This window comes from Arthrobacter sp. 10T416, assembly GCF_056394165.1.
The window spans coordinates 117,627-139,080 of the sequence record NZ_JBFTHI010000007.1 but is presented as its reverse complement, the minus strand read 5'-3'; the positions used below and the strand labels follow the sequence as shown (position 1 = coordinate 139,080).

Below are 21,454 nucleotides of genomic sequence, written 5' to 3'. Positions count from 1 at the left end.
AGCTAGGAGCGCCGCACCAGCTCGGCCTCCATGTCGACGTCGATCTCGGGGACCGGCCATTCCAGCGCTAGCCCCTCGAGGGCGTCCAGGAGCAGTTGCTGGACGGCGATCCGGGCAAACCATTTCTTGTCGGCCGGGACTACGTGCCAGGGCGCGTGCTCTGAGCTGGTCTGCTCGAACGCGGCCTGGTAGGCATCCATGTAGTCGTCCCAGAACGCCCGTTCCTTCAGGTCGTTGCTGCTGTACTTCCACCGCTTCGCCGGATCATCCAGCCGGGCCAGCAGGCGTTCCTGCTGCTCGTCGCGGCTGATGTGCAGCATGACCTTGATGATCTTCGTGCCCGCCGCCGTTTGCCGGGCCTCGAACTCGTTGATGGCGCGGTAGCGGCGCTCCAGTTCCGTGGCGTCGGCCCAGCGGTGTACCCGGTGGATCAGCACGTCCTCGTAGTGGGAGCGGTCGAAAACGCCCACCATGCCGGCAGCCGGAACTTCTTTTTCGATCCGCCAGAGGAAGTCGTAGGACTGCTCCTCCGGGGTCGGCGCCTTGAACGACTTCAGCTGCACGCCCTGCGGATTCATCTGGCCCATTACGTGGTTGACGATGCCGCCCTTGCCCGCGGTGTCCATGGCCTGCAGGACCAGCAACACCCGCTTCTTGCCGCCGATCCGGGACTCGGCGAAAAGCTGCTCCTGCAGCTGCGTCAGCTTCCCGTCGAGCTCGCTGAGCAGCTTCTCGCCGGCGGCCTTGTCCCCCGCGTAGCCCGGGGTGGAACCCGGGTCAACGTCGCCAAGGCGGAACTTCTTGCCAGCCTTCAGCGTCTCGGAGGGGTGCTCGTCGAAGTTCACGACATCTGCCATCAAAGCCTCTTTCCGGTTCGGGCAGCCCGCCCGCCGGACGTACGTCCCGCAGCGCTGCTGTCCCGAATCCTAGTTGCCCTGGTAGCGGCTGAGGAAGTCCGCCATGCGGTTGATTGCTTCCTCCAGGTCCTTCACGTTCGGCAGCGTCACCATCCGGAAGTGGTCCGGGCGGACCCAGTTGAACGCGCGGCCGTGGGAGACCAGGATTTTCTGCTGGCGCAGCAGGTCCAGGACGAATTTCTCGTCGTCGCGGATGTGGTACACCTCGGGGTCCAGGCGCGGGAAAAGATACATCGCGCCGCGGGCCTGCTGGGTGCTGACGCCGGGGATGGCGTTGAGCATGTCGTAGGCCTTGTTCCGCTGCTCCAGGAGGCGGCCGCCGGGCAGGATCAGGTCATTGATGCTCTGGTAGCCGCCCAGTGCCGTCTGGATGGCGTGCTGCGCCGGCACATTGGCGCAGAGGCGCATGTTGGCGAGCAGGTTAATGCCCTCGAGGTAGTCCCCGGCGTCCTTCTTCGGGCCAGAGATGGCCATCCAGCCGGCCCGGTAGCCGCAGACCCGGTAGGCCTTGGACAGCCCGCTGAACGTCAGGCAGAGCACGTCATCACCGGTGAGGCTGGCCATGTTCACATGCACGGCGTCCTCGTAGAGGATCTTTTCGTAGATCTCATCGGCGAAGAGCACCAGGCCGTGCTTCTCGGCCAGGGCCACGATCTTCTTGAGGGTTTCCTCCGGGTAGACGGCTCCGGTGGGGTTGTTGGGATTGATGACCACGATCCCCTTGGTCCGCGGCGAGATCTTCGCTTCGAGGTCCTCGAGATCGGGCTGCCAGCCGGATTCCTCGTCGCAGAGGTAATGCACCGGCCGGCCGCCGGCCAGGGCCACGGACGCGGTCCAGAGCGGGTAATCGGGGGTGGGGATCAGGACCTCGTCGCCGTCGTCCAGGAGGGCCATCAGCGACATGGTGATCAGCTCGCTGACGCCGTTGCCGAGGTAGATGTCATCGACGTGGATGTTCTGGATGCCGCGGGTCTGGTAGTACTGCGAGACGGCGGTGCGGGCGGAGAAGATGCCGCGGGAATCGCTGTAGCCCTGGGCGTGCGGCAGGTGGCGGATCATGTCCACCAGGATCGCGTCCGGCGCTTCGAACCCAAACGGGGCCGGGTTTCCGATGTTCAGTTTGAGGATGCGGTGACCCTCTGCCTCCATTTGCTGGGCGGCCTGAAGAATCGGTCCACGGATGTCGTAGAGGACATTATGAAGCTTGGTGGACTGCTTGAATTCTGCCATTCATCAAATATGCCATATGGCGGATGTACTTCCGTTGAGACTTGTCTCACAGCGGGATACCGCGTCACACGGGCGTCCGCAGGCTGCCGCGGACACAACGACGGCGGCTGCCGGGCCCACTATCCCGGGCCCGGCAGCCGCCGTCGAACGCTTACTTCAAGGGCCTACTTGACCAGGCCCTTTTCTTTCAGCCACGCTGCCGCGGCGTCCTTGGGGTTCTGCTTCTCGCTGCCGCCGACTGCGCGGTTGAGGTTGATCAGGTCCTCGGTGGTGAGTTGCTTGGAGACGGCGTTGAGGGCCTCCTTCGCCTTGTCCGACATCTTGGCCTTGTTGTACAGCGGCAGGACCTGCTGGGCGATGAAGTTGTTCTTCGGATCCTCCAGGACCACGAGGTCGTTGTCGGCAATGGCCGGCGTGGTGGTGTAGATGTCCGCCACCTGGACCTGGTCCGAGAGCAGGGCCTTGACCGTGACGGGGCCGCCGCCGTCGCTGAAGGGTTCGAGTTTCTTCGGTTCGCAGTTGTAGTTCTTCTTCAGGCCCGGAAGACCGTAGGCACGCTCCTTGAAGGTGGCAGGCGCACCCACCACGATCTCGCCGCAGACCTTCGCCAGGTCCTCGATGGACTTGAGCTTGTACTTCTCCGCGGTGGCTTTGGTGACCACCATGGCGTCCTTGTCCTCGGCCTTGGCGGCGTCCAGCACGGCCAGGCCGTCCGGAAGCTTGCCCGGCAGGGCCTTGGCGATGTCGTCGGCCGAGATCTCAGTCGCGTCCTTGTTCACGTGCAGCAGCAGGTTTCCGCTGTAGTCGGGAATCACGTCGACTGAGCCGTCCTGCACGGCCTTGAAGTAGACCTCGCGGGAGCCGATGTTCGGCTTGGTGGTGGCCGAGACGCCGGCGCCGCTGAGGGCCCCGGCGTAGAGCTCGGCGATGATCTGGCTCTCCGTGAAGTCGGCCGACCCGATGACCAATGCCCCGCCGGCTCCGCCGGAGGAACCGCCGCTGGCAGGTGCCGAGGACAGCGGGTTCGACGACCCCCCGCAGGCGGACAGGGCCAGGGCCAGTCCGACGCCGGCGGCCAGGCCGCCGAATGCGCGTCTGCCAAGTGCTCGTTGGCGGTTTTCCTTCATGACGTACCTCCTTGGACAACAGTCTCCGCGGTCGCGGGGTCTGTGAGATCAACCGCTGCCTGCTGGCGGCGGTTTGGTTTTTTGGCGGCCCCGCGGGTCAGGAAGAGCCGCTGGACAAGGACCAGTACCAGGTCCACGGCAATGGCCAGCCCCGCGATCAGGAGCGAGCCGCCGAGCATTTGGGGGAAGTCGGAGAGGACGAGCCCGTCGAAGAGATACCGGCCAAGGCCGCCGAGGTTGATGTACGCGACCACGGACACCGTGGCGATGACCTGCAGGACGCCGGTGCGGAAGCCGCCGAACATCACAGGGAGTGCGTTGGGGAACTCGGCCCGGAAGAGGACCTGGAGTTCGGTCATGCCCATGGCCCGGGCCGCGTCCACCACATTCCGGTCCACACTGGAGATCCCGGCGTAGGTGCCGGCCAGCAGCGGCGGAACGGTCAGGATCACGAGGGCCCAGACCGGCGGCATCAGACCAATGCCTGCCAGCAGCACGAACAGCGTCAGCAGGCCCAAAGTCGGAAGCGCACGCAGGGCACCGGCGAGGGCAACCACGGCCACCCGGCCACGGCCGGTGTGCCCTACGTAGAGGCCGATCGGAAGCGCGATGGCGGTGGCGATCAGCATCACCAGCCCGGTGTACTGCAGGTGCTCCGCCAGCCGCACGGGGATACCGGTGCTGCCGGACCAGTTTTCGGGATCAGCCAGCCAGGCGAAGGTATCGGTGAAGACGTTGCTCATGCGGACGCCCCCGCCGTGGAGTCAGCGAGGCGCCGGGCGGCTGCGGGTTCCCCGGACGTGCCGGTCTTCCCGACGCTGGCGCGGGTCCAGGGCGTCAGGAGCCGTTCCAGCAGGACCAGCAGCGCGTCCATCACGAGTGCCAGGACCAGGATGGCGATGATGCCCACCACCACCTCGGTGACGAAGTCCCGTTGCAGGCCGGAGGTGAAGAGCATTCCGAGGTTGCCGATGCCCAGCAGCGCGGCGACGCTGACCAGGGAGATATTGCTGACCGACACCACCCGCAGGCCGGCGAACAACACCGGTAGGGAGAGGGGCAGGTCGATCTGGACGAAACGCGCAAAGGGTTTGAAGCCCATGGCGACGGCCGCCTGCTGGAGATCCTCATCGACCGAATCGAAGGCGTCCAGGGCTGCGCGGACCAGGAGCGCCACGGCATAGATCGTCAGGGCCACCACAACGTTGGCGGGGTCCAGGATCCTGGTGCCCAGCACGGTCGGCAGGATGATGAACAGCGCCAGCGAAGGGATGGTGTAGAGCAGCGACGACGCCGTGAGGATGACGGTGCGCAGGGTCCGGTTCCGGCGGCCCAGTTGGGCCAGCGGAATCGAAATCAGCAGGCCGAAGACCATCGGGAGGATGGCCAGGACCAGGTGCTGGCCGGCGAGGCTGAAGACCTGCCCGCTGTTGGCCAGGAACCATTGCATCAGCGCGCACCTTGCCGGACCCGGCGGTCCGCTTCGATCACGGCGAGTACTTCTTCGGCCGAGATCACGCCTGCCACCCGGCCCTCCGCGTCGACGGCGACGCCGCGTCCCGACGGTGAGGACAGCGCGGCGTCCAGGGCGCGGCGCAGCGTCTCGCCCTTGTGGAATAGCGAGCCTCCCGGGACAGTCTCCCGCCCGGCACCCGGCGCGCACCAGCCCAGCGGCCGGCCGTCGTCGTCAACCACCAGCTGCCACTCATCGGCGCCCGGTGCGCCGGAGCCCAGCTCGCCGGCACGGACGGTGTCCACCGGGTGGACCGTCACGCCGTCGGACGGGCTGAACGCGAGGTGCCGGAAGCCGCGGTCGCGGCCCACGAAAGAGGCGACGAAGTCGTTGGCCGGAGCGCGGAGGATTTCCTCGGGCGCGGCGTACTGCGCCAGCTTGCCGCCGCCGGCGAAGACCGCCACCTTGTCACCCAGGACCGTGGCCTCGTCGATGTCGTGAGTGACGAACACGATGGTCTTGGCGAGGTCGCGCTGCAGGCGGAGCAGTTCCTTTTGCAGCTCGTCGCGGACCACCGGATCCACTGCGCTGAAGGGCTCATCCATCAGCAGCACCGGCGGATCCGCCGCCAGCGCCCGGGCCACGCCCACACGCTGCTGCTGGCCGCCGGAGAGCTGTGAGGGGTAGCGCCGGCCGAGGACGGAGGCGAGACCAACGACGTCGAGCAGTTCCTCGGCGCGTTTCCGGGAGTCCGCCCGGGACACACCATTGAGCCGCGGGACCGTGGCGATGTTGTCCAGCACGGACCGGTGCGGCATCAGGCCGGAGGACTGCATGACATAGCCCATGGACCGGCGCAGCTGCGCGGCCGGGACGGAGGTCACGTCCCGCCCGTCCACGGTGATGGTGCCCGACGTCGGCTCGACCATGCGGTTGATCATCCGCAGGGAGGTGGTCTTCCCGCAGCCCGACGGACCGACGAAGACCGTGATGGCGCCTTTGTCGATGGACATGCTCAGATCGTCGACGGCGGCCTGGCCGCCCTGGTACTGCTTGGTGACGCTCTGGAACTCGATCATGGCCTCTGCCATTCCGGGGCTTACCTAACTGTTGGCGGCAACATGGGACGGTCCAGCCAACTGATCATATGCATCCTGATTTTTGGCTGTAAAGCGGATATGACCCAGCGTAGCTGCCACCTGGGACAAAGTCGGGGCATCGTTTGGGACAAACCGGCCCCGATTGCCCCATGTGCTGCGGCTACCCCCGGCATTCGGGGCCGGGCGGAATCCGGATGGGTGCCGCCCGGCTCCGCGCCTAGTCGGCGCCCTTCCGGTTGCCCTTGGGCTTGCCTTTTCCGCGGCCGGCCTGGTCGTGGCTGAACCGCTCGGCGGCCCGCTGGCTCCGGCTGGCCACCACCACCTTCTGATGCCACTCCCGCTGGTAGGCGCGCCGGGCCGCCGCATCGTGGCGCCGGTTCAGGGCCGCGAGTTCGCGCTGCATCTTCAGGTAGCTGGTCCAGCGGCGCTCATCGAGGGTCCCGTCGGCGAGCGCGTCCTGCACGGCGCAACCGGGCTCGCGGTGGTGCGCACAGTCGGCGAAGCGGCACCGGCCAAAGAGGTCCTCCAGGTCACCGAAGACCTCCTCCATGCCGTCCTCGGCGTCGAACAGGCCGAAGCCCCGGACCCCCGGTGTGTCCATCAGCACCGAACCGCCCGGCAGCGGGACCAGTTCGCGGGAGGTGGTGGTGTGCCGGCCCTTGCCGTCCCCGGCCCGGACGGCTCCGGTTTCCTGTACCTCGAACCCCACAAGGGCGTTGATGAGGGTGGACTTGCCGGCGCCCGAAGGCCCCAGCAGCACAATGGTCCCGCCGGCAGGCAGGTAGGCCAGCAGCGCGTCCAGGCCGTCGCCTTGTTCGGCGGAGGTGGTGACGACGTCGACGCCGGCGGCCTGCATCATCACCTGCCCGACGACGTCGTCCGCCACGTCCGCGAGATCGGCCTTGGTGATCACCACCAGGGGCGTGGCGCCGGAGTCCCAGGCCGCGACCAGTGTGCGTTCCAGCCTGTTGTGGGTAAGCGGACGGTCCACCGGCACCACGACGCCGACGATGTCCATGTTGGCGCCCAGGACCTGCGCCTCTGAGGACGCCTCGAAGGCCTTCTTCCGGCTCAGTTCCGAACTGCGCGGCAGCACCCCCGCAATGATGGGCTCGCCCCCGGGGTTGCTGCCCAGCCAGACCCAGTCGCCCGTGGCGGGCAGGACGCCGGCGCGTGGATAGGGCAGGTGCGCCTGACCGGTATGGTCCGCGACCAGCACCAGGTTGCGGTCCACACGGACCACCCGGCCCGCGCTGGTCCCGCCCGGGACGGGGGTGGTGGTGAAAAGTTCCGCTACGGCATCGGTAAACCCATAGCGGACCGGCCCCTGGAGGCCGGTGTCATGACTGCGCTCAGAATTCAATGGAAACCCTTTGATGGGCCCGGCGGCGCAATGCCCGCTGTGCTCGGAATGGACCGGCCAGCTGGAGGGGCTAGGAGATGCGAAGTGCCGGGGCAGGAATAATGATGTGGCGTGAAGTTGTGCGCTGTGCGCGCAGTTCCGTTGCATTCATTGCTTCCACCTCCCCGGTTGTCCGGCGGCCGTCGCGGCCGCGGTTTTCCAAGGGTAACCGGCCGGGCCGCGGGTGGCTAGGGGTTTCTCAGGAGAGCTTTCCGTCCAGCGGCCGCTCGCGGTACAGCCGGAGTCCGGCGTCCACCAGGGACACCCGGTTCAGCCCTGCCACGTCGTCCAGCGGGATCCAGGCAGCGTGGGTGGTGCTGCCGCCTACCTCGTGCCTCAACTCCCCGCCGGTGATGGTCGCCTCGTAGACCAGCCGGAGCGACTGGAAGTCCCGCCGGCCGCCGTCCAGCCGGGTCTCCGCGGGCCAGTGCCCGACGTCGATCCCCAGCATGGCGCCGATCCGGGCGTCGTAGCCGGTTTCCTCGAAGACTTCCCGGCGGCACCCGTCAACCGGGTGCTCGGCGAGGTCCAGGCCGCCGCCCGGGAGGGTCCAGCCTTCGCGGCCGCCCTGTTTCCAGTACGCCAGCAGGAGGCTGTCGTCGCGGACGATGAGGGCGTAGGCGGCCGGGCGGGTATCGAAGGACAGGGTCATTGATCAAGCTTATCCGCGCGGCGCCGGCCCTGCCGGAACTCCGGGTTCGGCCCTAGAGTTTGAGGGTGACCAACCTCGAAGTGCTTCCGCCCGAAGAAGTTTGCCCTCCCGCCGGAACAGTGGAGGGCCAGGCCAGCGGGCCGTGTCTTGAGCTGTGGCCGGCCCGGGAGGTTCCGCTGGGCGGGGTCCGTGCCATGACCGTCTCCCGCACCCTGCCCCAGCGCGGGCTGCCGACGGTGGGCGCCTGGTGCTTTTTGGACAGCTTCGGGCCGGACCGGGTGGCCATGTCCGTGCTGCCGCACCCGCACACCGGGCTGCAGACCGTCACGTGGCCGCTGGCGGGGACCATCAGGCACCGTGACAGCGTGGGCAGCGACGTCATTGTGCGGCCCGGTGAGCTGAACATCATGACGGCAGGGAACGGCGTCTCGCACTCCGAGTTCGCCGTGCTTCCCGCGGCCGCGGACGCCGGGCTGCCGCTCCAGCGCGGACTCCAGTTGTGGGTGGCGTTGCCGGAAGCCGAGCGGCACCGCGCGCCGGCCTTCGAACAGCACCGGGAGCTGCCGGTCGTGGAAGGGGACGGGTACGCCGCGACGGTGATTGTCGGGACCCTGGCCGGCACCAGGTCACCGGCCACGGTGTACACACCGATCGTCGGTGCCGATATCAGCTGCGCGGGCCGGATCAGCGTGCCGCTGGACCCGGAGTTTGAACACGCTGTGCTGGTGCTCGACGGCGGCGTGGAACTGGACGGCCAGCAGGTGCTGCCGGGGCCGCTGGGCTACCTCGGGTCCGGTCGCACCAGCCTGGACCTTGAGTCGGCTCCGGGTACCCGCTTTGTCCTGCTTGGCGGTGAACCGTTCGAAGAAGAGCTGCTGATGTGGTGGAACTTCGTCGGCCGCAGCCATGAGGAAGTGGAGCAGTCGCGGCTGGAGTGGGAGGCCCAGGCCGCCCTCCCGGACGCGGATGCGGCCCGGGCACGCTTTGGGCTGGTCCACGGGCACGGGCCCGACGCCGGTGCCGAGGCCGGCCGGATCCCCGCGCCGCCGCTGCCGGGAGTGCCGCTGCGGCCGCGGCGCCGGCGCTGATTCGGGGAAGCTGGTCGGAGGCTAGCCCTGCTCGGCGACGAGTTGGAGCACTCCGAACACGGGTTCCTGCTGCAGCACCCGGACGTCGGTGATCCCGGCGCCGGCCAGGGCTGCGCGGAAGGATTCCTGCAGGCGCGTCACGTTCATGCCCAGCCCGCTGCCCAGGATGACCGGGCCGTCGATGCCGAGTTGCCGCACCGCCTGCTCAGCCATGGCAGCGAGGTCCCGGCCGGCCTGGACGATCAGGGCCTGGCTTGGGGCGTGGCCGGCGTCGGCGGCTTCCACAACGAGCCGGGCGCGCTGGGCCCAGTAGCGGCGGCCGGTGTCCGGCGAATGGAACAATGCGATGAGCTTGTTCGGGTGGTCCGTCCCGCAGGAGGCCAGGAGGGCGCGGGTCAGCTCGTCCGGTTCCAGGCCCTGGTTCATCCGGCGCAGGCTGTGGCGGACGGCCTCCCGGCCCAGCCAGTAGCCGCTGCCCTCATCACCGAGCAGGTAGCCCCAGCCGCCGGCCCGGGCCTCGTCGCCGCGGCTGTTCCGGCCCCACGCGGCCGAGCCGGTGCCCGCGATCACGGCGACGCCGGTGCTGGCCCCGCCGGCCGCCAGCAGGAGCCGGGAGTCGTGGACGACAGTAATCTTGGCGCCCGGCGCGTGTGGGGCGATCAGGGCGGCGAGCGCGGCGGCGTCGTCGTCGGTATCAATTCCCCCTGCGCCGGCGTAAACCTGGGCAACGTTTCCCCCGCCGATCCGGGCGAAGAGGTCCGCCAGGTTGCGGGCGGCTTCTGCCGGGGTGACGTTCTGGACGTTGGCGCTGCCTACGGATTCGTCGGCCACGGCGGCGCCGGCCTCGAACCGGACGCCGCGCGTCTTCGTGCCGCCGATGTCAAGGCCGATCACGGCACCGGCCGCGGTGGAGGCAGCGGCGGCGGGCGGGGCGGGGATGTCAGAATGGGTCACCGGACCAGCCTACTGAATGTCGGACAGGAGTGAGCAATGCCGCAGAGGATCTTTGGCACCCGGATTATCGCCGCCCCGATGGCCGGAGGGACTTCCACCCCGGACTTCGTTACGGCCGTCCACGCGGCCGGCGGGCTGGGATTCCTGGCCGCCGGGTACAAAACGGTGGCCGCCATGCAGGAGGATATCCGGACCGTGCGGGAGGCCGGTGCGCGGTTCGGCATGAATGTTTTTGTCCCGGATCCGGCGCAGCTGCCGCCGTCCGCCGCTGTCCTCGCTGAGCTGGAGGACTTCAGGCTGCAGCTGGGCGCCGATGCCGCGCGTTACGGCGTGCAGCTGCCGCCCCTGCGGATCGACGACGACGACGAATGGCAGGGCAAGATCGACGCCCTCTTGGCGGACCCGGTGGAGCTGGTCAGTTTCACGTTCGGTCTTCCCGGCGCCGGCGCCGTCCGGGCCCTGCATCGGGCGGGATCGATGGTGCTTGCCACGGTCACGACGCCGGATGAGGCGCGGCACGCCGCCGGCCAGGGCATCGATGCGCTGGTGGTCCAGCACGGCTGCGCCGGCGGCCACAGCGGGGCTTTCCTGCCGGCGTCGGGCTCGACAGCACCGGCCGGCGCCGTTCCCGGGACGACCGCCGAGCTGATCACCGCCGTGCGGGCCGCCGTCGACCTCCCGCTGGTGGCGGCCGGCGGGATCATGGACGCCGCCGGGGTGGACGAGGTGCTCGGCGCGGGGGCCCAGGCCGCCCAGCTGGGCACGGCCCTGCTTCGCACGGACCAGAGCGGTGCCCGCCAACTGCATAAGGACGCCCTCGCCAGCCCGCACTTCACGCAGACCGCGGTGACCCGGGCCTTCACCGGGCGGGCGGCCCGGGCGCTGGTCAATGAGTTCGTCCGCGACCACCCCGACGCGCCGGCCTCTTACCCGGCCGTGCACCACCTGACGGCCCCGCTCCGTGCTGCCGCGGCCGGCGCCGGGGATCCCGAGCGGCTGAACCTCTGGGCCGGAACAGGCTGGCAGCAGGCACGGCCGGGTTCCGTCGCGGAGGTTCTGGCCCCGCTGCTGGGCTGAGGCCGCGGCAGGTTCAGTTCCCCGAGCGTCCGCGGACGAAGCCGGCCAGGAGCGCGGGCCCCTCGGTGAGGACCAGTTCGCGGAAGAGCCGGACGGGGTCCGGCTCCGCGTCGGCTCCCCCACGCCGTTCTCGCCACGCCAGGCCGATCTCCCGGAAGGCCAGCCCGGAGTCCAGCGCCAGTTCCACCCAGCCCAGGTCCCCGGGCTGGGCCGGGGTGTGCCGTCCGGGGGCCAGCCCGCCGGGCGGAAGGATGCTGACCCCGAGCCCGGCGGAGACCAGGCCCCTGGCCGTGTGGGAGTCCTGGCTTTCGAACGCGATCCTGGGCCGGAAGCCGGCCTCCCTGAAGAGCGCGTCGGTCAGCGAGCGCATGCCGTAGCCCGGCCCCATGGCCACGAACGGGTCCTGCCGGATCTCGGCCAGGCGGGCGCTGCGTCGCTGTGCCAGGGGGTGGCGGTGGTGCACCACCAGCCGCAGCGGTTCGCGGTACAGGGCGGCGGAGGAAATCAGGCGGCTCGGTGCGGCCACGGGCGCGGTCAGGGCGAGGTCGGCGTCGCCTGCGGCCAGTTCTGCGAGGCAGCCGTCCCGGGCCCCCTGGCTCAGGTCGAAGGCGGCCTGGGGATGCCGGCCGCGGAAAGCGCTGATCAGTAGGGGAAGCATGGCCTCGCCGAAGGTGTGCTGGAACGTCACGGCGATGCGGCCCCGGACGACGTCGGACTCGTGCCGGACCAGGTCCAGGCCGCTGCGGAACTCCTCCAGCGCCGCCTCGATATACGGGAGCAGCGCCCGGGCCGCCGGGGTCAACCGGACACCGCGCCCGTCGCGGAGCAGCAGTTCCGTCCCGATGATGCTGCTGGCCCGCGCAATACCCCGGCTGACCGTCGACTGCGGCAGCCCAAGGACCTCGGCCGTGCCCGTAATGTGCTGGGTCCGGCCCAGCTCGGCAAGCAACGGCAGGAGGGGCAGCAACTGGACCAGCTGTTTGTGCTCCACGTCCATGGCGGGCTCCAATCGTTCCGTCCTAGCTATCAATTCCATCGAAACCATGCATTGGAAGCATGTCTTCGCTCAGCCTACTCTGGGTAGATGTCCAGCCACCCGCTCCCCCAGGCCACCGCCGGCGCGCAGGCGGCACCGGCGGCCGTTCCCGGGGCGGGTCCGGCCCCGGCGCCGGCCGGCCACTCGAAGGGTTCCGTGGCCTACCGCAGGATCCTTGCCGGGCTGGCCTTCGCCGGCGTCGCCACGTTCGCGCAGCTGTACTCCACCCAGGCCGTGCTGCCGCTGATCGCCGGGGAACTGCGGGTGACGGCTGCCGAGGCCGCCCTGACCATTTCCCTCGCCACGGTGGGACTGGCCGTTACGGTCCTTCCGTGGTCGTTCCTGGCCGACCGGATCGGGCGGGTGCGGGCCATGGCCTGGGGCATCTGCGCCGCTACGGTCCTGGGGCTGCTGGCTCCCCTGGCTCCCAGCTTCGCGGTGCTGCTGGTCCTGCGGACGCTGGAGGGCATGGCGCTGGGAGGAATCCCGGCCATCGCGATCGCCTACCTCAACGAGGAGGTGAACACGGCCCATGCCGCGATGGCGGCCGGAACCTACGTTGCCGGCACCACCCTGGGCGGGCTGGCGGGCCGGCTTGTGGCGGGCCCGGTCGGCGAGCTCTGGGGCTGGCGGGCCGCGGCCCTGGCCGTGTCCGTGATGGCCACCGCCGCCGCCGTGCTGTTCCTGGTGCTGGTCCCGCCTGCACGGAACTTCACGGCCACGGCCGCGGGAGGCGTCCGCGGGGCGCTCACCACGCTGGCCGGCCACACCCGGAATCCGCGGTTGCTGGCCATCTACGTGCAGGCTTTCCTGCTGATGGGCGGCTTCGTGGCGGTCTACAACTACCTGGGCTTCCGGCTTTCGGGTCAGCCATTCAGCCTGCCGGCCTCCCTGATCAGCCTGATCTTTCTGGCCTACCTCTCCGGGACCGTGTCCGCCCGCTGGGCTGCGGGGCTGACGGCGCGGTTCGGCCGGCGCAACGTGCTGGTGGCGGGAACGGTGCTGATGGTCGCCGGGCTGGCGTTGACCCTGACCCAGGTGCTGGTCCTGATCCTGGCCGGCCTACTCCTCTTCACCGGCGGGTTCTTTGCGGCGCACAGCATCGGTTCCGGCTGGACCGGCGTAATTGCCAGTACGGGCCGGGCCCAGGCCGCCTCGCTCTACAACCTGGCGTATTACCTCGGGTCCAGTGTCATCGGCTGGGCCGGCGGCCTGCTTTTCCAGGGCCTGGGCTGGACCGCGCTCGCCCTCGCGGTGATGGGCCTGGCGTGCACGACGGCGGTSATCACCGCCGTCGTGCACCCCGGCGCACCCAAGGCGCCCCGGCCGGACCGCTAGCGGGTCGTTTCGACCGCCTGCACCAGGTCGGCAACGATATCCGCCGGGTCCTCCAGCCCCACGGAAACCCGCAGCAGGCTGGCGTGCGGTTTCGCGTCCGCGGCCACCGGGCGGTGGGTCAACCCGGCCGGGTGCTGGATCAAGGTGTCGATGCCGCCCAGCGAAACAGCGTGGGTGATCATGCTGACGGCCGCCGGAATACGTTCGGCGTGCTCTGCGCTGGCTAGTTCGAATGCCAGCAGTGAACCAGCTCCCGCCATCTGGGTTCCGATCAGGCCCTGCGGGTCGCATTCCGGCAGCCCCGGGTAGAAGACGCGCCGGATCAGCCCGTGCCCGGACAGGGCGGCGGCGACCTTTTCCGCGCTTGCCTGCTGCGCCCGGACACGGACCGGCAGGGTGGCCAGCCCCCGGTGCAGGAGGTACGCGGGCCAGGGCGTGAGGATTCCGCCCGTGATGGCACGGATCTGGCGGAGCCGGACGGCCCACTCGGGACCCGCCGCGACGACGCCGCCCATGGCGTCACCGTGGCCACCGAAGAACTTGGTGGCGCTGTGCAGCACCATGGCCGCGCCGTGCCGGTACGGCTGCTGGAGCACTGGGGTGGCGAACGTGTTGTCCACCAGCAGCGGCACACCGTCCGCCGCCGCGGCTGCGGCGCTGATGTCGACCAGTTCCAGGCTAGGGTTCGCCGGGGTCTCCAGGATGACAAGCCCGGTGTCGGGCCGCAGCGCCGCCCGGATCCCGTCCGGGGTGGTGAACGTGACCTCGGTGCCGAGCACACCGGAGGCCAGGAGGTGGTCGCTGCCGCCGTAGAGCGGACGGACCGCCACCACGTGCTTCTTTCCGGTGGCGACGACGGCGAGGAGCACCGCGCTGAGGGCGGCCATGCCGGTGGCGAAGGCGACGGCTTCTTCGGTGGCCTCGAGGACGGCCACACCCTCCTCGAACCGAGCGACCGTGGGATTCCAGAGCCGCTGGTAGACGGTGCTCTGCCCGTCCAGGTGTGCGCCGCCGGTGGCCATCTGTTCATAGGCGAGACCGCCGTCGTGGACCGACGGCAGCGGAGCCGTGGTGGAGAGATCGATCGGGACGGCGTGGACGCCGAGTTCCGTCAGGCCGTTGCGGCCGGCGTGGACCGCCAGCGAGTCTTGAGAAAGCACCGTACTCCTTATGAATATTCACCGTTGAATGCGGTAAGTATCTGGCAATAATTCGGAGTTTTGTAGGGCTTTTGAATGGAACTGCCGGATAGTGCCGTTTATGATGAATGCACAACACATCAAGGAGGATCCGTGAGCAGCACCACGAAGAATGTTCGGCCAGGAGCCGGGGCCGGCGAACCCCTGGACGCCATTGACGAGCGCCTGCTGGCCGCGCTGGTGGCCGACGCCCGGATCTCCAACAAGCAACTGGCCGAGCTGGTGGGCATCGCGCCCTCCACGGCACTGATGCGGACCCGGGCGCTCTCCGAGCGCGGAATCATCCAGGGCTTCGAGGCCAAACTCAGCCTTGCCGCCGTCCGCCGCTCGGTGCAGGCCCTGATCGCCGTCCGGCTGCGGGCCCATGACCGCGAGCAGATCGACCGCTTTACGGCCAGGGTCCCAAAGCTTCCCGCGGTGCTGTCCACGTTCCACACGTCGGGCTCAGTGGACTACCTGCTGCACATTGCCGTTGCCACCACGGAGGACCTGCGCGACTGGGTGCTGGACAACCTCGCCACGGATCCGGTGGTGGGCCACACCGAAACCACGCTGGTCTTCGCCCATATCCAGGGCAACCACGGCCCCCTGCCGGACTAGCCGGAGGCCGTTCAGGCCCGGGCGCGGAGGGCGCTCCGGAACGTCACGGCGGCCAGCACGAGGGCGAAGGCGGCGCACAGCACCACGAATCCGGCGACGGCCGTGTGCAGGCCGACGGCGGCGGCTGCCAGTCCCAGCCCGATCACCGGGAAGGCGCTGCCAAGGTACGTAATGACGTAGACAGTGCTGATGATCTGGGCATGGCGTGAAGCCTCCACCTTGCCGGCGACATCGTTGAAGACCGTCCGGAAGGACACCCCCTGGCCCAGGCCGGCGGTGATGCTGGCGGCGATCAGCAGCCACGGGCTGCTCCACGCGGCGGCCGCGGCGATCAGCAGCACGGATCCGGCCAGCAGCGTGAGGCCGACGGGCACCACAAAGCGTCCGCGCACGGCCAGAAGCTGGCTCACAGCCGAAGCCGCCAGCGTCAGCCCGGCGAGGAGCCCGATCAGCGGCCGCGAGTCGGCGTGGACAATCTGGGCGAAGTAGCCCGGAGCGAGCGAGAGGCAGAAGCCGAACACCGCGAAACTGAGGAAGCCCACCGCCGAGGCCAGCCAGAACGCGCCGCGGGCCTCGCTCGATACCGAGGGGCGGCGGGGCGCCAGGACCTTCAGTGGCTGCGGACCACCTACGGAGGTAATGGCCGGCCGGGCCTTGAGCAGGTACAGCGGCACCAGGAGCGCCAGCAGCACCACCGAGTGCAGGTAGTACGGCGTAGAGGTCGGGCCGGGGAGGACGGAGAGGACCCCGCCGATCGCCGGGCCTGCGGCCACACCGCCGGCCGAGGCCAGGAGCGTGAACCGTGAGGCCCATTCGGGACGGCTGGGCAGCAGTTCGCGCAGGGCCGCCGAACTGGCCCCCGTGGCGAGCGCTACTGCGGCGCCCTGCAGCGCCCGGCCGGCGGAGAGCGACAGCAGGCTGTCAGCGTTGGCGAAGACGAATCCCCCGGCCAGGCCCACCAGCACCGCCAGCACCAGGGCCGCCCGCCGACCGATGTGGTCGGACCAGTGGCCGGCCAGGATCAGGGTGGCCACCAGGGAGAGCACGTAGGCGGAGAAGGCCACCGTGACATCGAGCGGGGTGATGCCGAGTTTGGCCTGCAGCAGCGGGTACAGCGGCGTCGCGAGGTTGGCGCCAACCAGCAGGGTGAAGATCACGACGCCGGCCATCACCAGCCGGGCGGTGACGGACGCGTCCCAGCCCCAGCGGTCCGCGGTGGTGGGGCGCATGCGAAGTTCGCTGAAGACGGTCATAACGGTGCCCTTGCTGCATTGATGCGGGCCGCACGCGTTCCCTGTAGGGAGGCGCAGGCCCGGCGAAGTTGGATACCTACAGAATGCGGCATCAGTGACCGAACCAGCTAAGTTTTGTGCCAAAATTGAGCAAAACCGTCAATCGCGGGTACCACGGATGAACCGGAGTGATGATTTGAACAGCCTCGACCCTACCGACCTGAAAATCCTGCTCGAACTCATCAAGGACCCGCGGATCCAGATCGGCGAATTGAGCGACGCTTTGGGGATCGCCCGGAACACCGCCCAGTCCCGGGTTCGGCGGATGCTGCGCTCGGGCCTCCTGCACGACGGCGGCCGTGAAATCGATCTGGAGGCGGTGGGGTACGACGTCGTCGCCTTCGTCACGATCGAGGTCAACCACCGGGAGCTTGACGGCGTGGTGGGCGCCTTGCGCCTGATCCCCCAGGTCCTCGAGGTCCACGAGATCTCCGGCCGGGGCGACGTCTGGTGCCGTGTGGTGGCGACCGATACCCACAACCTGCAGGCGGCCCTGCGGTCCATCCTGAGAATCAAGGGCGTGATCCGGACCGAGACCGTCCTGGCCCTGCACACGCACATTCCGTACCGCACTGAGCCGCTCATCAGCCGGCTGGCCCAGGGCAGCGCGCTGGTCCCCGGCCGTCCCGCGCCGCGGCGGGCCGGATCCGCAGGAAAAGACGGGATAATGGCCCCGTGACTATTATTGACAACGCTGTCTACGTCGACGGCGTCCGCCGTGCCGAGCCGAGCAGCCTCGAGCAGACCTTCGAAACGATGGCCGAACACGGCGGCATGGCCTGGATCGGACTGTACCGGCCGACCGAACAGGAGATGGCCGCCGTCGCCGCGGAGTTCGGCCTGCATGGCCTGGCCGTGGAGGACGCGATCTCCGCCCACCAGCGCCCCAAGCTCGAACGCTACGATGACAACCTCTTCACCGTGCTCCGGCCGGCCAGGTACCTGGACGAGACCGAGACCGTGGAGTTTGGTGAACTGCACGTCTTCACCGGCCGCAACTTTGTGGTCACCGTCCGGCATGCGGAGACCGCCGTCGTCGGCCAGGTCCGGCGCCGGCTCGAACACCGCCCGGACCTGCTGTGCCACGGTCCCGAAGCCGTCCTCTATGCCCTGATGGACCAAGTGGTGGACGACTACGTCCCCGTGGTGGCCGGCCTGGAGAACGACATTGACGAGATCGAGGATCAGCTGTTCAGCGGCGACCCTCTGGTCTCCCGGCGCATCTACGAACTCGCCCGTGAGGTCATCCACTTCCAGCGCGCCATCCACCCGCTGCCGGCCATGATGCAGCAGCTCCGGCGCGGGTTCGAGAAATACAACGTGGACACGGAACTGCAGCACAGCCTGCGCGACGTCGAGGACCACGTGGAGCGGCTCATCTCGCGGGCCGATTCCTTCCGCGACCTGCTCCAGAACGCGCTCACCCTGGACGGGACGCTCACGGCCAACCGCCAGAATGAGGCCAGCGCGGAGCAGAACGAGCAGGTCAAGAAGATCTCCTCCTGGGCCGCCATCTTCTTCGCCCCGTCCTTTGTGGCGGGTGTGTACGGCATGAACTTCGAACGGATGCCGGAACTGCACTGGACCTTCGGCTACCCCATGGCGATCTGCCTTATGGCCGGAACCGCCGCGATCATGTACGCCATCTTCAAACGGAAGGGCTGGCTCTAGCCGGCGCGGCGCCAATGTCCTGAGGACGCGCAAAATGCCGGGCGCGGCGGGTTTACCCGCCGCGCCCGGTCATTTGCGCGTCGTGGGCCAATTTACGCGTCGGGGACTAGCCGTTTGGGCGGCGCCGGCGGGCCAGGGCGACCAGCCGGATGAAGGCCCAGACGAAGCACGTTTCGATCAGCGCCATCAGTCCGAGCCACAGCCATTGGGCGTGGCCGATGAAGTACACGGCTCCCACCAGGACCAGCACGCTGCCTAGGACCAGGGCGTACACGGCGAACCCGACGGCCACACGGGCACTCCGGACCCCGGTGCGGAAGCCGAAGCCGTTGGGTTCCCCGCCCGGGATCCCGGCGACGCGATCCTCCCCTGCCGGACCCAGCCGGTCGAATTCCTCCCAGGGGTCCCGGTCCTGCTCGCGTCGCTGATCGGCCATATCCCCATTATCCCGCCGGCGCCGGACGCCCGCCGGCTCCCTAAGGCCAAGCGCCGCTCAGGCTACGCGGCCCGCTGGCCGACCTCACCCGGCGCAGCGCCGGCCTCGCCGAAGACAAGCTGGCGGGTAGCGATCTTTTCGGTGAAGAACCTGTCGTGGCTGACGGCCACAACGGCGCCCGGGAAATGCAGCAGCGCCCGCTCCATGACCTGGGTACTGGAGAGGTCCAGGTGGTTGGTGGGCTCGTCGAGCAGCAGTACTGAGGCACCGGACAGCAAGCACTGAGCCATCGCCACGCGCGCTTTCTGGCCGCCGGAGAGGTTCCCGATCTTCTGCTTCAGGTCCGCCTCGGAGAACTGGAACATGGCCAGGAACCGGTTCACAGACTTCTTGGTGGCGGTTAGAGCGAGGCTGTCCGGCAGGGCGTTGACCGCGTGAGACACGGTGTCGCCGTCGTCGAGGTCTTCCAGCATCCGGTTGTACGACACAAAACCGGGCCCCTTGGCCCAGGTCACGGCACCGGAATCGGCCTGCTCGTCCCCGGTCAGGACTTTGAGGAGGGTGGATTTGCCGCTGCCGTTCGCGCCGAGGACCACGATCCGGTTGCCCTTTCGGATTTCGAAGCTCAGATCCTCGAAGAGCACCTTCGCGCCGTAGGACTTGCCCAGCCCTTCCACCCGGCACAGCACGTCCTTGACGTGCAGGCCGCCGTAGATCTCGGTGACGATCTGGTCCACGGGCCGGGGTGTGCGGGATTTCTTGATCTTCGCCAGCTGGTTGCCGAGGCCACGGCTGGCGGCTTTGGCAGCCTCGCGGCGGTCGGCGATCCCTTCGGCCTCGAACGCGAGCAGCTCGGACTCGTGCACAAATTGCTGCTCAAGGGTTTTAAGCCGGAACTGCTTCTGGACCACGTACTCGGCGAAGTTTCCGGGATATTCGTGCAGGTGGAAGTTCTCGACTTCAACGATCCGGGTGACCACGGCGTCCAGAAATTTCCGGTCATGCGAGACGACGACGGCGGCCCCCTTGAAGTCGCGGAACCAGCTTTCCAGCCATTCCACCCCGGCGACGTCAAGGAAGTTGGTGGGCTCGTCGAGCAGCAGCACGTCGGGGCCCTCGAGCAGGATCTTGGCCAGTGCAGCACGGTTGCGCCAGCCGCCGGACAACGCGTCGATGGCGCAGTGGCGGTGGGCGTCATCAAAGCCCAGGGTGGTCAGCACAGTGTCGATGCGGCGGGGGTAGTCCCACCCGTCGAGCCGGTCCATGTCCTCGAAGAGTCCGGCCTGCCGCCCGATCAGCCGGTCCAACTCGTCCGCGGCGGGTTCCGCGGCGATGGCCGCGTCAATGGCGGCCAGCTCGGCCTGCACGGCTTTGATCTCGCCGAACAGGCCATCGAGGACCTCGGTGATGGTCGAGTCCCCGTTCAATTCGGAGAACTGGGAAAAGTATCCCACCCTGGTTCCGAGCTCGACGCTGACCGTACCGGTGTCCGGCGCCACCTGGTTCATGACCAGTTTCAGGATGGTGGTCTTGCCGGATCCGTTTTTGCCGATCAGGCCCACCCGGTCGCCGGGTTCAAGCCGGAAGAAGGCTTCCCGGAGGACCGGGGTGTTATCGAAGCGGACGCTGACGTCATGCAGCCGGATCAGGCTCATGGGCGCTGTCCTCTCAAGGGGGTTGGTTCGGGGTCCTAGGTTATCCCGGACCCGCGGCGCGGCCGGACCCGGAGGGTGGCCCGGTACGGGGTCAGGCCAGGCGGCCGCGGACAATCTCGCTGACAGTTTTGCCGTCGAAACGGCCGGCAACCTTGGCGGTAACGGGTTTCATTACGGCCCCGATGGAGCGCATGCTGAGGTCCTGTCCGTCGGCCCTGAGCGCGGCGATGGCCTCATCAACAATCGCTTCCACCTCCTCGCGGGTCAGCGCCTTGGGCAGGTACGCCTCGATGATTTCGGCTTCGGCGACCTCTGCCGCGGCCCGGTCGGATTCGCCGGCCTGGGTGAAGATCCGGGCGGTGTCGCGCCGTTTTGCGGCTTCCTTCTGCAGCAGCGAGGTCACTTGGGCGTCGTCGAGCTCAACCGGGGTCTTCCCGGACTTTTCCCGGGTGCCGATCTCCCCGAGGACGTTGCGGACGGTTGTCAGCGCAGTCTTGTTGCCCGCCTTCATGTGGGCGACGACGTCGTCTTTGAGCCGCTCCTTGAGCGTCATGGTGGTCCTCTTTCCGGTCGTACTTGTGGAGTGTCCTACACGCAAGTTTCCCCTACGGGAGGCCGAATGACGATGCGGGGCCGGGTCCCGCCTTGCCTTGCGACCCGCAGACCGTAGACTCGGCCCATGTCTGGTTTCGGGGGAAATCGAACTGTCCGCGGCGCTGCCGCATCCATTATCGGCGTGATCCTCGCCGGGGGCGTTGCGGCCTGCACCTACGAGGACGACGCCGGTTCGCACCAGTCCACGGCCGTTTCGGTCCGGGCGGCTCCCACCGCAGCCGCAAAGGATCCAGGGGTTTTGGGCGTCGACGCCGCCAACTATGCCGTGCTCCATCAACGCCTGGATACCGCACCAGGGCCCGTGGTGCTGTCCGACGCAGGTCCGGCGGACGGGCCGTCGGTCGGTTTCCGGAAAGCCGCCACTGTGAGGACCGCCGGCCCGCACGTCGTGACGGCTGCGTGTGTCGGCATTCCCCATGCGCAGATCTATATCTCCCAGAACACTGAGAGCGGAACCGAACACACGGTCCTGGAGGTCGACTGCAGCGGAACCCGTAGCCAGATGGTTCAACTGCGCAGCGGATACGTCAGCGCGCAACTGACCCGGTCGGACCCGACGGGCGCCTGGACGGGTGCGGTTGCCGGCATCAAGATCACGTCCCGTTAGGACCG

At 68.6% G+C, this 21,454-nt stretch carries 22 protein-coding genes; 7 read left to right on the top strand and 15 right to left on the bottom strand.

Features of this window, described 5'->3' with window-relative positions:
- Positions 1-2: 2 nt before the first annotated feature.
- From AC1DBE_RS09855 to AC1DBE_RS09820, 8 genes are all read right to left on the bottom strand, one after another.
- Positions 3-857: a polyphosphate kinase 2 family protein gene (locus AC1DBE_RS09855; protein WP_476903082.1), complete on the bottom strand. Its 855-nt coding sequence runs from the start codon at positions 855-857 to the stop codon at positions 3-5.
- A 69-nt stretch (positions 858-926) separates the two neighbouring features.
- On the bottom strand, positions 927-2,147 hold the full coding sequence (locus AC1DBE_RS09850; RefSeq protein ID WP_476903083.1) for a pyridoxal phosphate-dependent aminotransferase: 1,221 nt from the start codon (positions 2,145-2,147) through the stop codon (positions 927-929).
- A gap of 164 nt (positions 2,148-2,311) precedes the next feature.
- On the bottom strand, positions 2,312-3,274 hold the full coding sequence (locus AC1DBE_RS09845; RefSeq protein WP_476970382.1) for an ABC transporter substrate-binding protein: 963 nt from the start codon (positions 3,272-3,274) through the stop codon (positions 2,312-2,314).
- Positions 3,271-4,017: an ABC transporter permease gene (locus tag AC1DBE_RS09840; RefSeq protein ID WP_476878984.1), complete on the bottom strand. Its 747-nt coding sequence runs from the start codon at positions 4,015-4,017 to the stop codon at positions 3,271-3,273. The genes AC1DBE_RS09845 and AC1DBE_RS09840 overlap by 4 nt, the downstream gene beginning before the upstream one ends.
- Entirely contained in the window at positions 4,014-4,724 is a 711-nt protein-coding gene (locus tag AC1DBE_RS09835) for an ABC transporter permease (protein ID WP_476970381.1), read from the bottom strand. The genes AC1DBE_RS09840 and AC1DBE_RS09835 overlap by 4 nt, the downstream gene beginning before the upstream one ends.
- Positions 4,724-5,818, bottom strand: coding sequence for an ABC transporter ATP-binding protein (locus tag AC1DBE_RS09830; RefSeq protein WP_476970380.1), 1,095 nt, complete (start codon positions 5,816-5,818; stop codon positions 4,724-4,726). The genes AC1DBE_RS09835 and AC1DBE_RS09830 overlap by 1 nt, the downstream gene beginning before the upstream one ends.
- A 226-nt stretch (positions 5,819-6,044) precedes the next feature.
- Positions 6,045-7,190 (bottom strand): ribosome small subunit-dependent GTPase A, encoded by a 1,146-nt coding sequence (rsgA, locus tag AC1DBE_RS09825; protein ID WP_476878981.1) that lies wholly within the window; start codon positions 7,188-7,190, stop codon positions 6,045-6,047.
- A gap of 238 nt (positions 7,191-7,428) precedes the next feature.
- Positions 7,429-7,881, bottom strand: coding sequence for an NUDIX hydrolase (locus AC1DBE_RS09820; RefSeq protein WP_476878980.1), 453 nt, complete (start codon positions 7,879-7,881; stop codon positions 7,429-7,431).
- 65 nt (positions 7,882-7,946) lie between these two features.
- On the opposite strand from AC1DBE_RS09820, the gene AC1DBE_RS09815 reads away from it, so the two are divergent.
- Positions 7,947-8,969 (top strand): pirin family protein, encoded by a 1,023-nt coding sequence (locus AC1DBE_RS09815; RefSeq protein WP_476970379.1) that lies wholly within the window; start codon positions 7,947-7,949, stop codon positions 8,967-8,969.
- A gap of 21 nt (positions 8,970-8,990) precedes the next feature.
- Here the strand turns inward: AC1DBE_RS09815 and AC1DBE_RS09810 are convergent, their stop codons facing one another.
- A complete protein-coding gene (locus AC1DBE_RS09810) occupies positions 8,991-9,923 on the bottom strand; it encodes an N-acetylglucosamine kinase (RefSeq protein WP_476970378.1) in 933 nt (310 codons plus the stop codon).
- A 36-nt stretch (positions 9,924-9,959) separates the two neighbouring features.
- On the opposite strand from AC1DBE_RS09810, the gene AC1DBE_RS09805 reads away from it, so the two are divergent.
- Positions 9,960-11,000: a nitronate monooxygenase gene (locus AC1DBE_RS09805; protein WP_476970377.1), complete on the top strand. Its 1,041-nt coding sequence runs from the start codon at positions 9,960-9,962 to the stop codon at positions 10,998-11,000.
- Between the two features lie 13 nt (positions 11,001-11,013).
- Here the strand turns inward: AC1DBE_RS09805 and AC1DBE_RS09800 are convergent, their stop codons facing one another.
- Entirely contained in the window at positions 11,014-11,997 is a 984-nt protein-coding gene (locus AC1DBE_RS09800) for a LysR family transcriptional regulator (protein WP_476903263.1), read from the bottom strand.
- Positions 11,998-12,084: 87 nt separating this feature from the next.
- Between AC1DBE_RS09800 and AC1DBE_RS09795 the strand changes: the two genes are divergently transcribed.
- Positions 12,085-13,374 (top strand): MFS transporter, encoded by a 1,290-nt coding sequence (locus AC1DBE_RS09795; protein ID WP_476970376.1) that lies wholly within the window; start codon positions 12,085-12,087, stop codon positions 13,372-13,374.
- Here AC1DBE_RS09795 and AC1DBE_RS09790 read toward each other — a convergent pair.
- A complete protein-coding gene (locus tag AC1DBE_RS09790; protein WP_476970375.1) occupies positions 13,371-14,534 on the bottom strand; it encodes a trans-sulfuration enzyme family protein in 1,164 nt (387 codons plus the stop codon). The two genes, AC1DBE_RS09795 and AC1DBE_RS09790, sit on opposite strands and share 4 nt — an antisense overlap.
- 132 nt (positions 14,535-14,666) lie before the next feature.
- On the opposite strand from AC1DBE_RS09790, the gene AC1DBE_RS09785 reads away from it, so the two are divergent.
- Positions 14,667-15,173: an Lrp/AsnC family transcriptional regulator gene (locus tag AC1DBE_RS09785; protein ID WP_476970374.1), complete on the top strand. Its 507-nt coding sequence runs from the start codon at positions 14,667-14,669 to the stop codon at positions 15,171-15,173.
- A gap of 11 nt (positions 15,174-15,184) precedes the next feature.
- Here AC1DBE_RS09785 and AC1DBE_RS09780 read toward each other — a convergent pair whose 3' ends face one another.
- A complete protein-coding gene (locus AC1DBE_RS09780; protein ID WP_476970373.1) occupies positions 15,185-16,426 on the bottom strand; it encodes an MFS transporter in 1,242 nt (413 codons plus the stop codon).
- Between the two features lie 175 nt (positions 16,427-16,601).
- Between AC1DBE_RS09780 and AC1DBE_RS09775 the strand changes: the two genes are divergently transcribed.
- Positions 16,602-17,144, top strand: a complete 543-nt coding sequence (locus AC1DBE_RS09775) for an Lrp/AsnC family transcriptional regulator (protein WP_476903088.1) — start codon at positions 16,602-16,604, stop codon at positions 17,142-17,144.
- Positions 17,141-18,136, top strand: a complete 996-nt coding sequence (corA, locus tag AC1DBE_RS09770; RefSeq protein ID WP_476878972.1) for a magnesium/cobalt transporter CorA — start codon at positions 17,141-17,143, stop codon at positions 18,134-18,136. The genes AC1DBE_RS09775 and corA overlap by 4 nt, the downstream gene beginning before the upstream one ends.
- A gap of 106 nt (positions 18,137-18,242) precedes the next feature.
- On the opposite strand, the gene AC1DBE_RS09765 is transcribed toward corA, so the two are convergent.
- The 3 genes from AC1DBE_RS09765 to AC1DBE_RS09755 form a co-directional block, all read right to left on the bottom strand.
- A complete protein-coding gene (locus AC1DBE_RS09765) occupies positions 18,243-18,572 on the bottom strand; it encodes a hypothetical protein (RefSeq protein ID WP_476878971.1) in 330 nt (109 codons plus the stop codon).
- Between the two features lie 62 nt (positions 18,573-18,634).
- Positions 18,635-20,227 (bottom strand): ABC-F family ATP-binding cassette domain-containing protein, encoded by a 1,593-nt coding sequence (locus AC1DBE_RS09760; protein WP_476970372.1) that lies wholly within the window; start codon positions 20,225-20,227, stop codon positions 18,635-18,637.
- Between the two features lie 91 nt (positions 20,228-20,318).
- Positions 20,319-20,780, bottom strand: coding sequence for a GatB/YqeY domain-containing protein (locus tag AC1DBE_RS09755; protein ID WP_476878969.1), 462 nt, complete (start codon positions 20,778-20,780; stop codon positions 20,319-20,321).
- A gap of 126 nt (positions 20,781-20,906) precedes the next feature.
- On the opposite strand from AC1DBE_RS09755, the gene AC1DBE_RS09750 reads away from it, so the two are divergent.
- Positions 20,907-21,449 (top strand): hypothetical protein, encoded by a 543-nt coding sequence (locus tag AC1DBE_RS09750; RefSeq protein WP_476970371.1) that lies wholly within the window; start codon positions 20,907-20,909, stop codon positions 21,447-21,449.
- Positions 21,450-21,454 lie beyond the last annotated feature (5 nt).

Coding starts and splice junctions, on each gene's coding strand:
- AC1DBE_RS09855 (WP_476903082.1), bottom strand. CDS start 857: ATGGCAGATGTCGTGAACTTCGACGAGCACCCCTCCGAGACGCTGAAG.
- AC1DBE_RS09850 (WP_476903083.1), bottom strand. CDS start 2,147: ATGGCAGAATTCAAGCAGTCCACCAAGCTTCATAATGTCCTCTACGAC.
- AC1DBE_RS09845 (WP_476970382.1), bottom strand. CDS start 3,274: ATGAAGGAAAACCGCCAACGAGCACTTGGCAGACGCGCATTCGGCGGC.
- AC1DBE_RS09840 (WP_476878984.1), bottom strand. CDS start 4,017: ATGAGCAACGTCTTCACCGATACCTTCGCCTGGCTGGCTGATCCCGAA.
- AC1DBE_RS09835 (WP_476970381.1), bottom strand. CDS start 4,724: ATGCAATGGTTCCTGGCCAACAGCGGGCAGGTCTTCAGCCTCGCCGGC.
- AC1DBE_RS09830 (WP_476970380.1), bottom strand. CDS start 5,818: ATGGCAGAGGCCATGATCGAGTTCCAGAGCGTCACCAAGCAGTACCAG.
- AC1DBE_RS09820 (WP_476878980.1), bottom strand. CDS start 7,881: ATGACCCTGTCCTTCGATACCCGCCCGGCCGCCTACGCCCTCATCGTC.
- AC1DBE_RS09805 (WP_476970377.1), top strand. CDS start 9,960: ATGCCGCAGAGGATCTTTGGCACCCGGATTATCGCCGCCCCGATGGCC.
- AC1DBE_RS09800 (WP_476903263.1), bottom strand. CDS start 11,997: ATGGACGTGGAGCACAAACAGCTGGTCCAGTTGCTGCCCCTCCTGCCG.
- AC1DBE_RS09780 (WP_476970373.1), bottom strand. CDS start 16,426: ATGACCGTCTTCAGCGAACTTCGCATGCGCCCCACCACCGCGGACCGC.
- AC1DBE_RS09765 (WP_476878971.1), bottom strand. CDS start 18,572: ATGGCCGATCAGCGACGCGAGCAGGACCGGGACCCCTGGGAGGAATTC.
- AC1DBE_RS09760 (WP_476970372.1), bottom strand. CDS start 20,227: ATGAGCCTGATCCGGCTGCATGACGTCAGCGTCCGCTTCGATAACACC.
- AC1DBE_RS09755 (WP_476878969.1), bottom strand. CDS start 20,780: ATGACGCTCAAGGAGCGGCTCAAAGACGACGTCGTCGCCCACATGAAG.
- AC1DBE_RS09750 (WP_476970371.1), top strand. CDS start 20,907: ATGTCTGGTTTCGGGGGAAATCGAACTGTCCGCGGCGCTGCCGCATCC.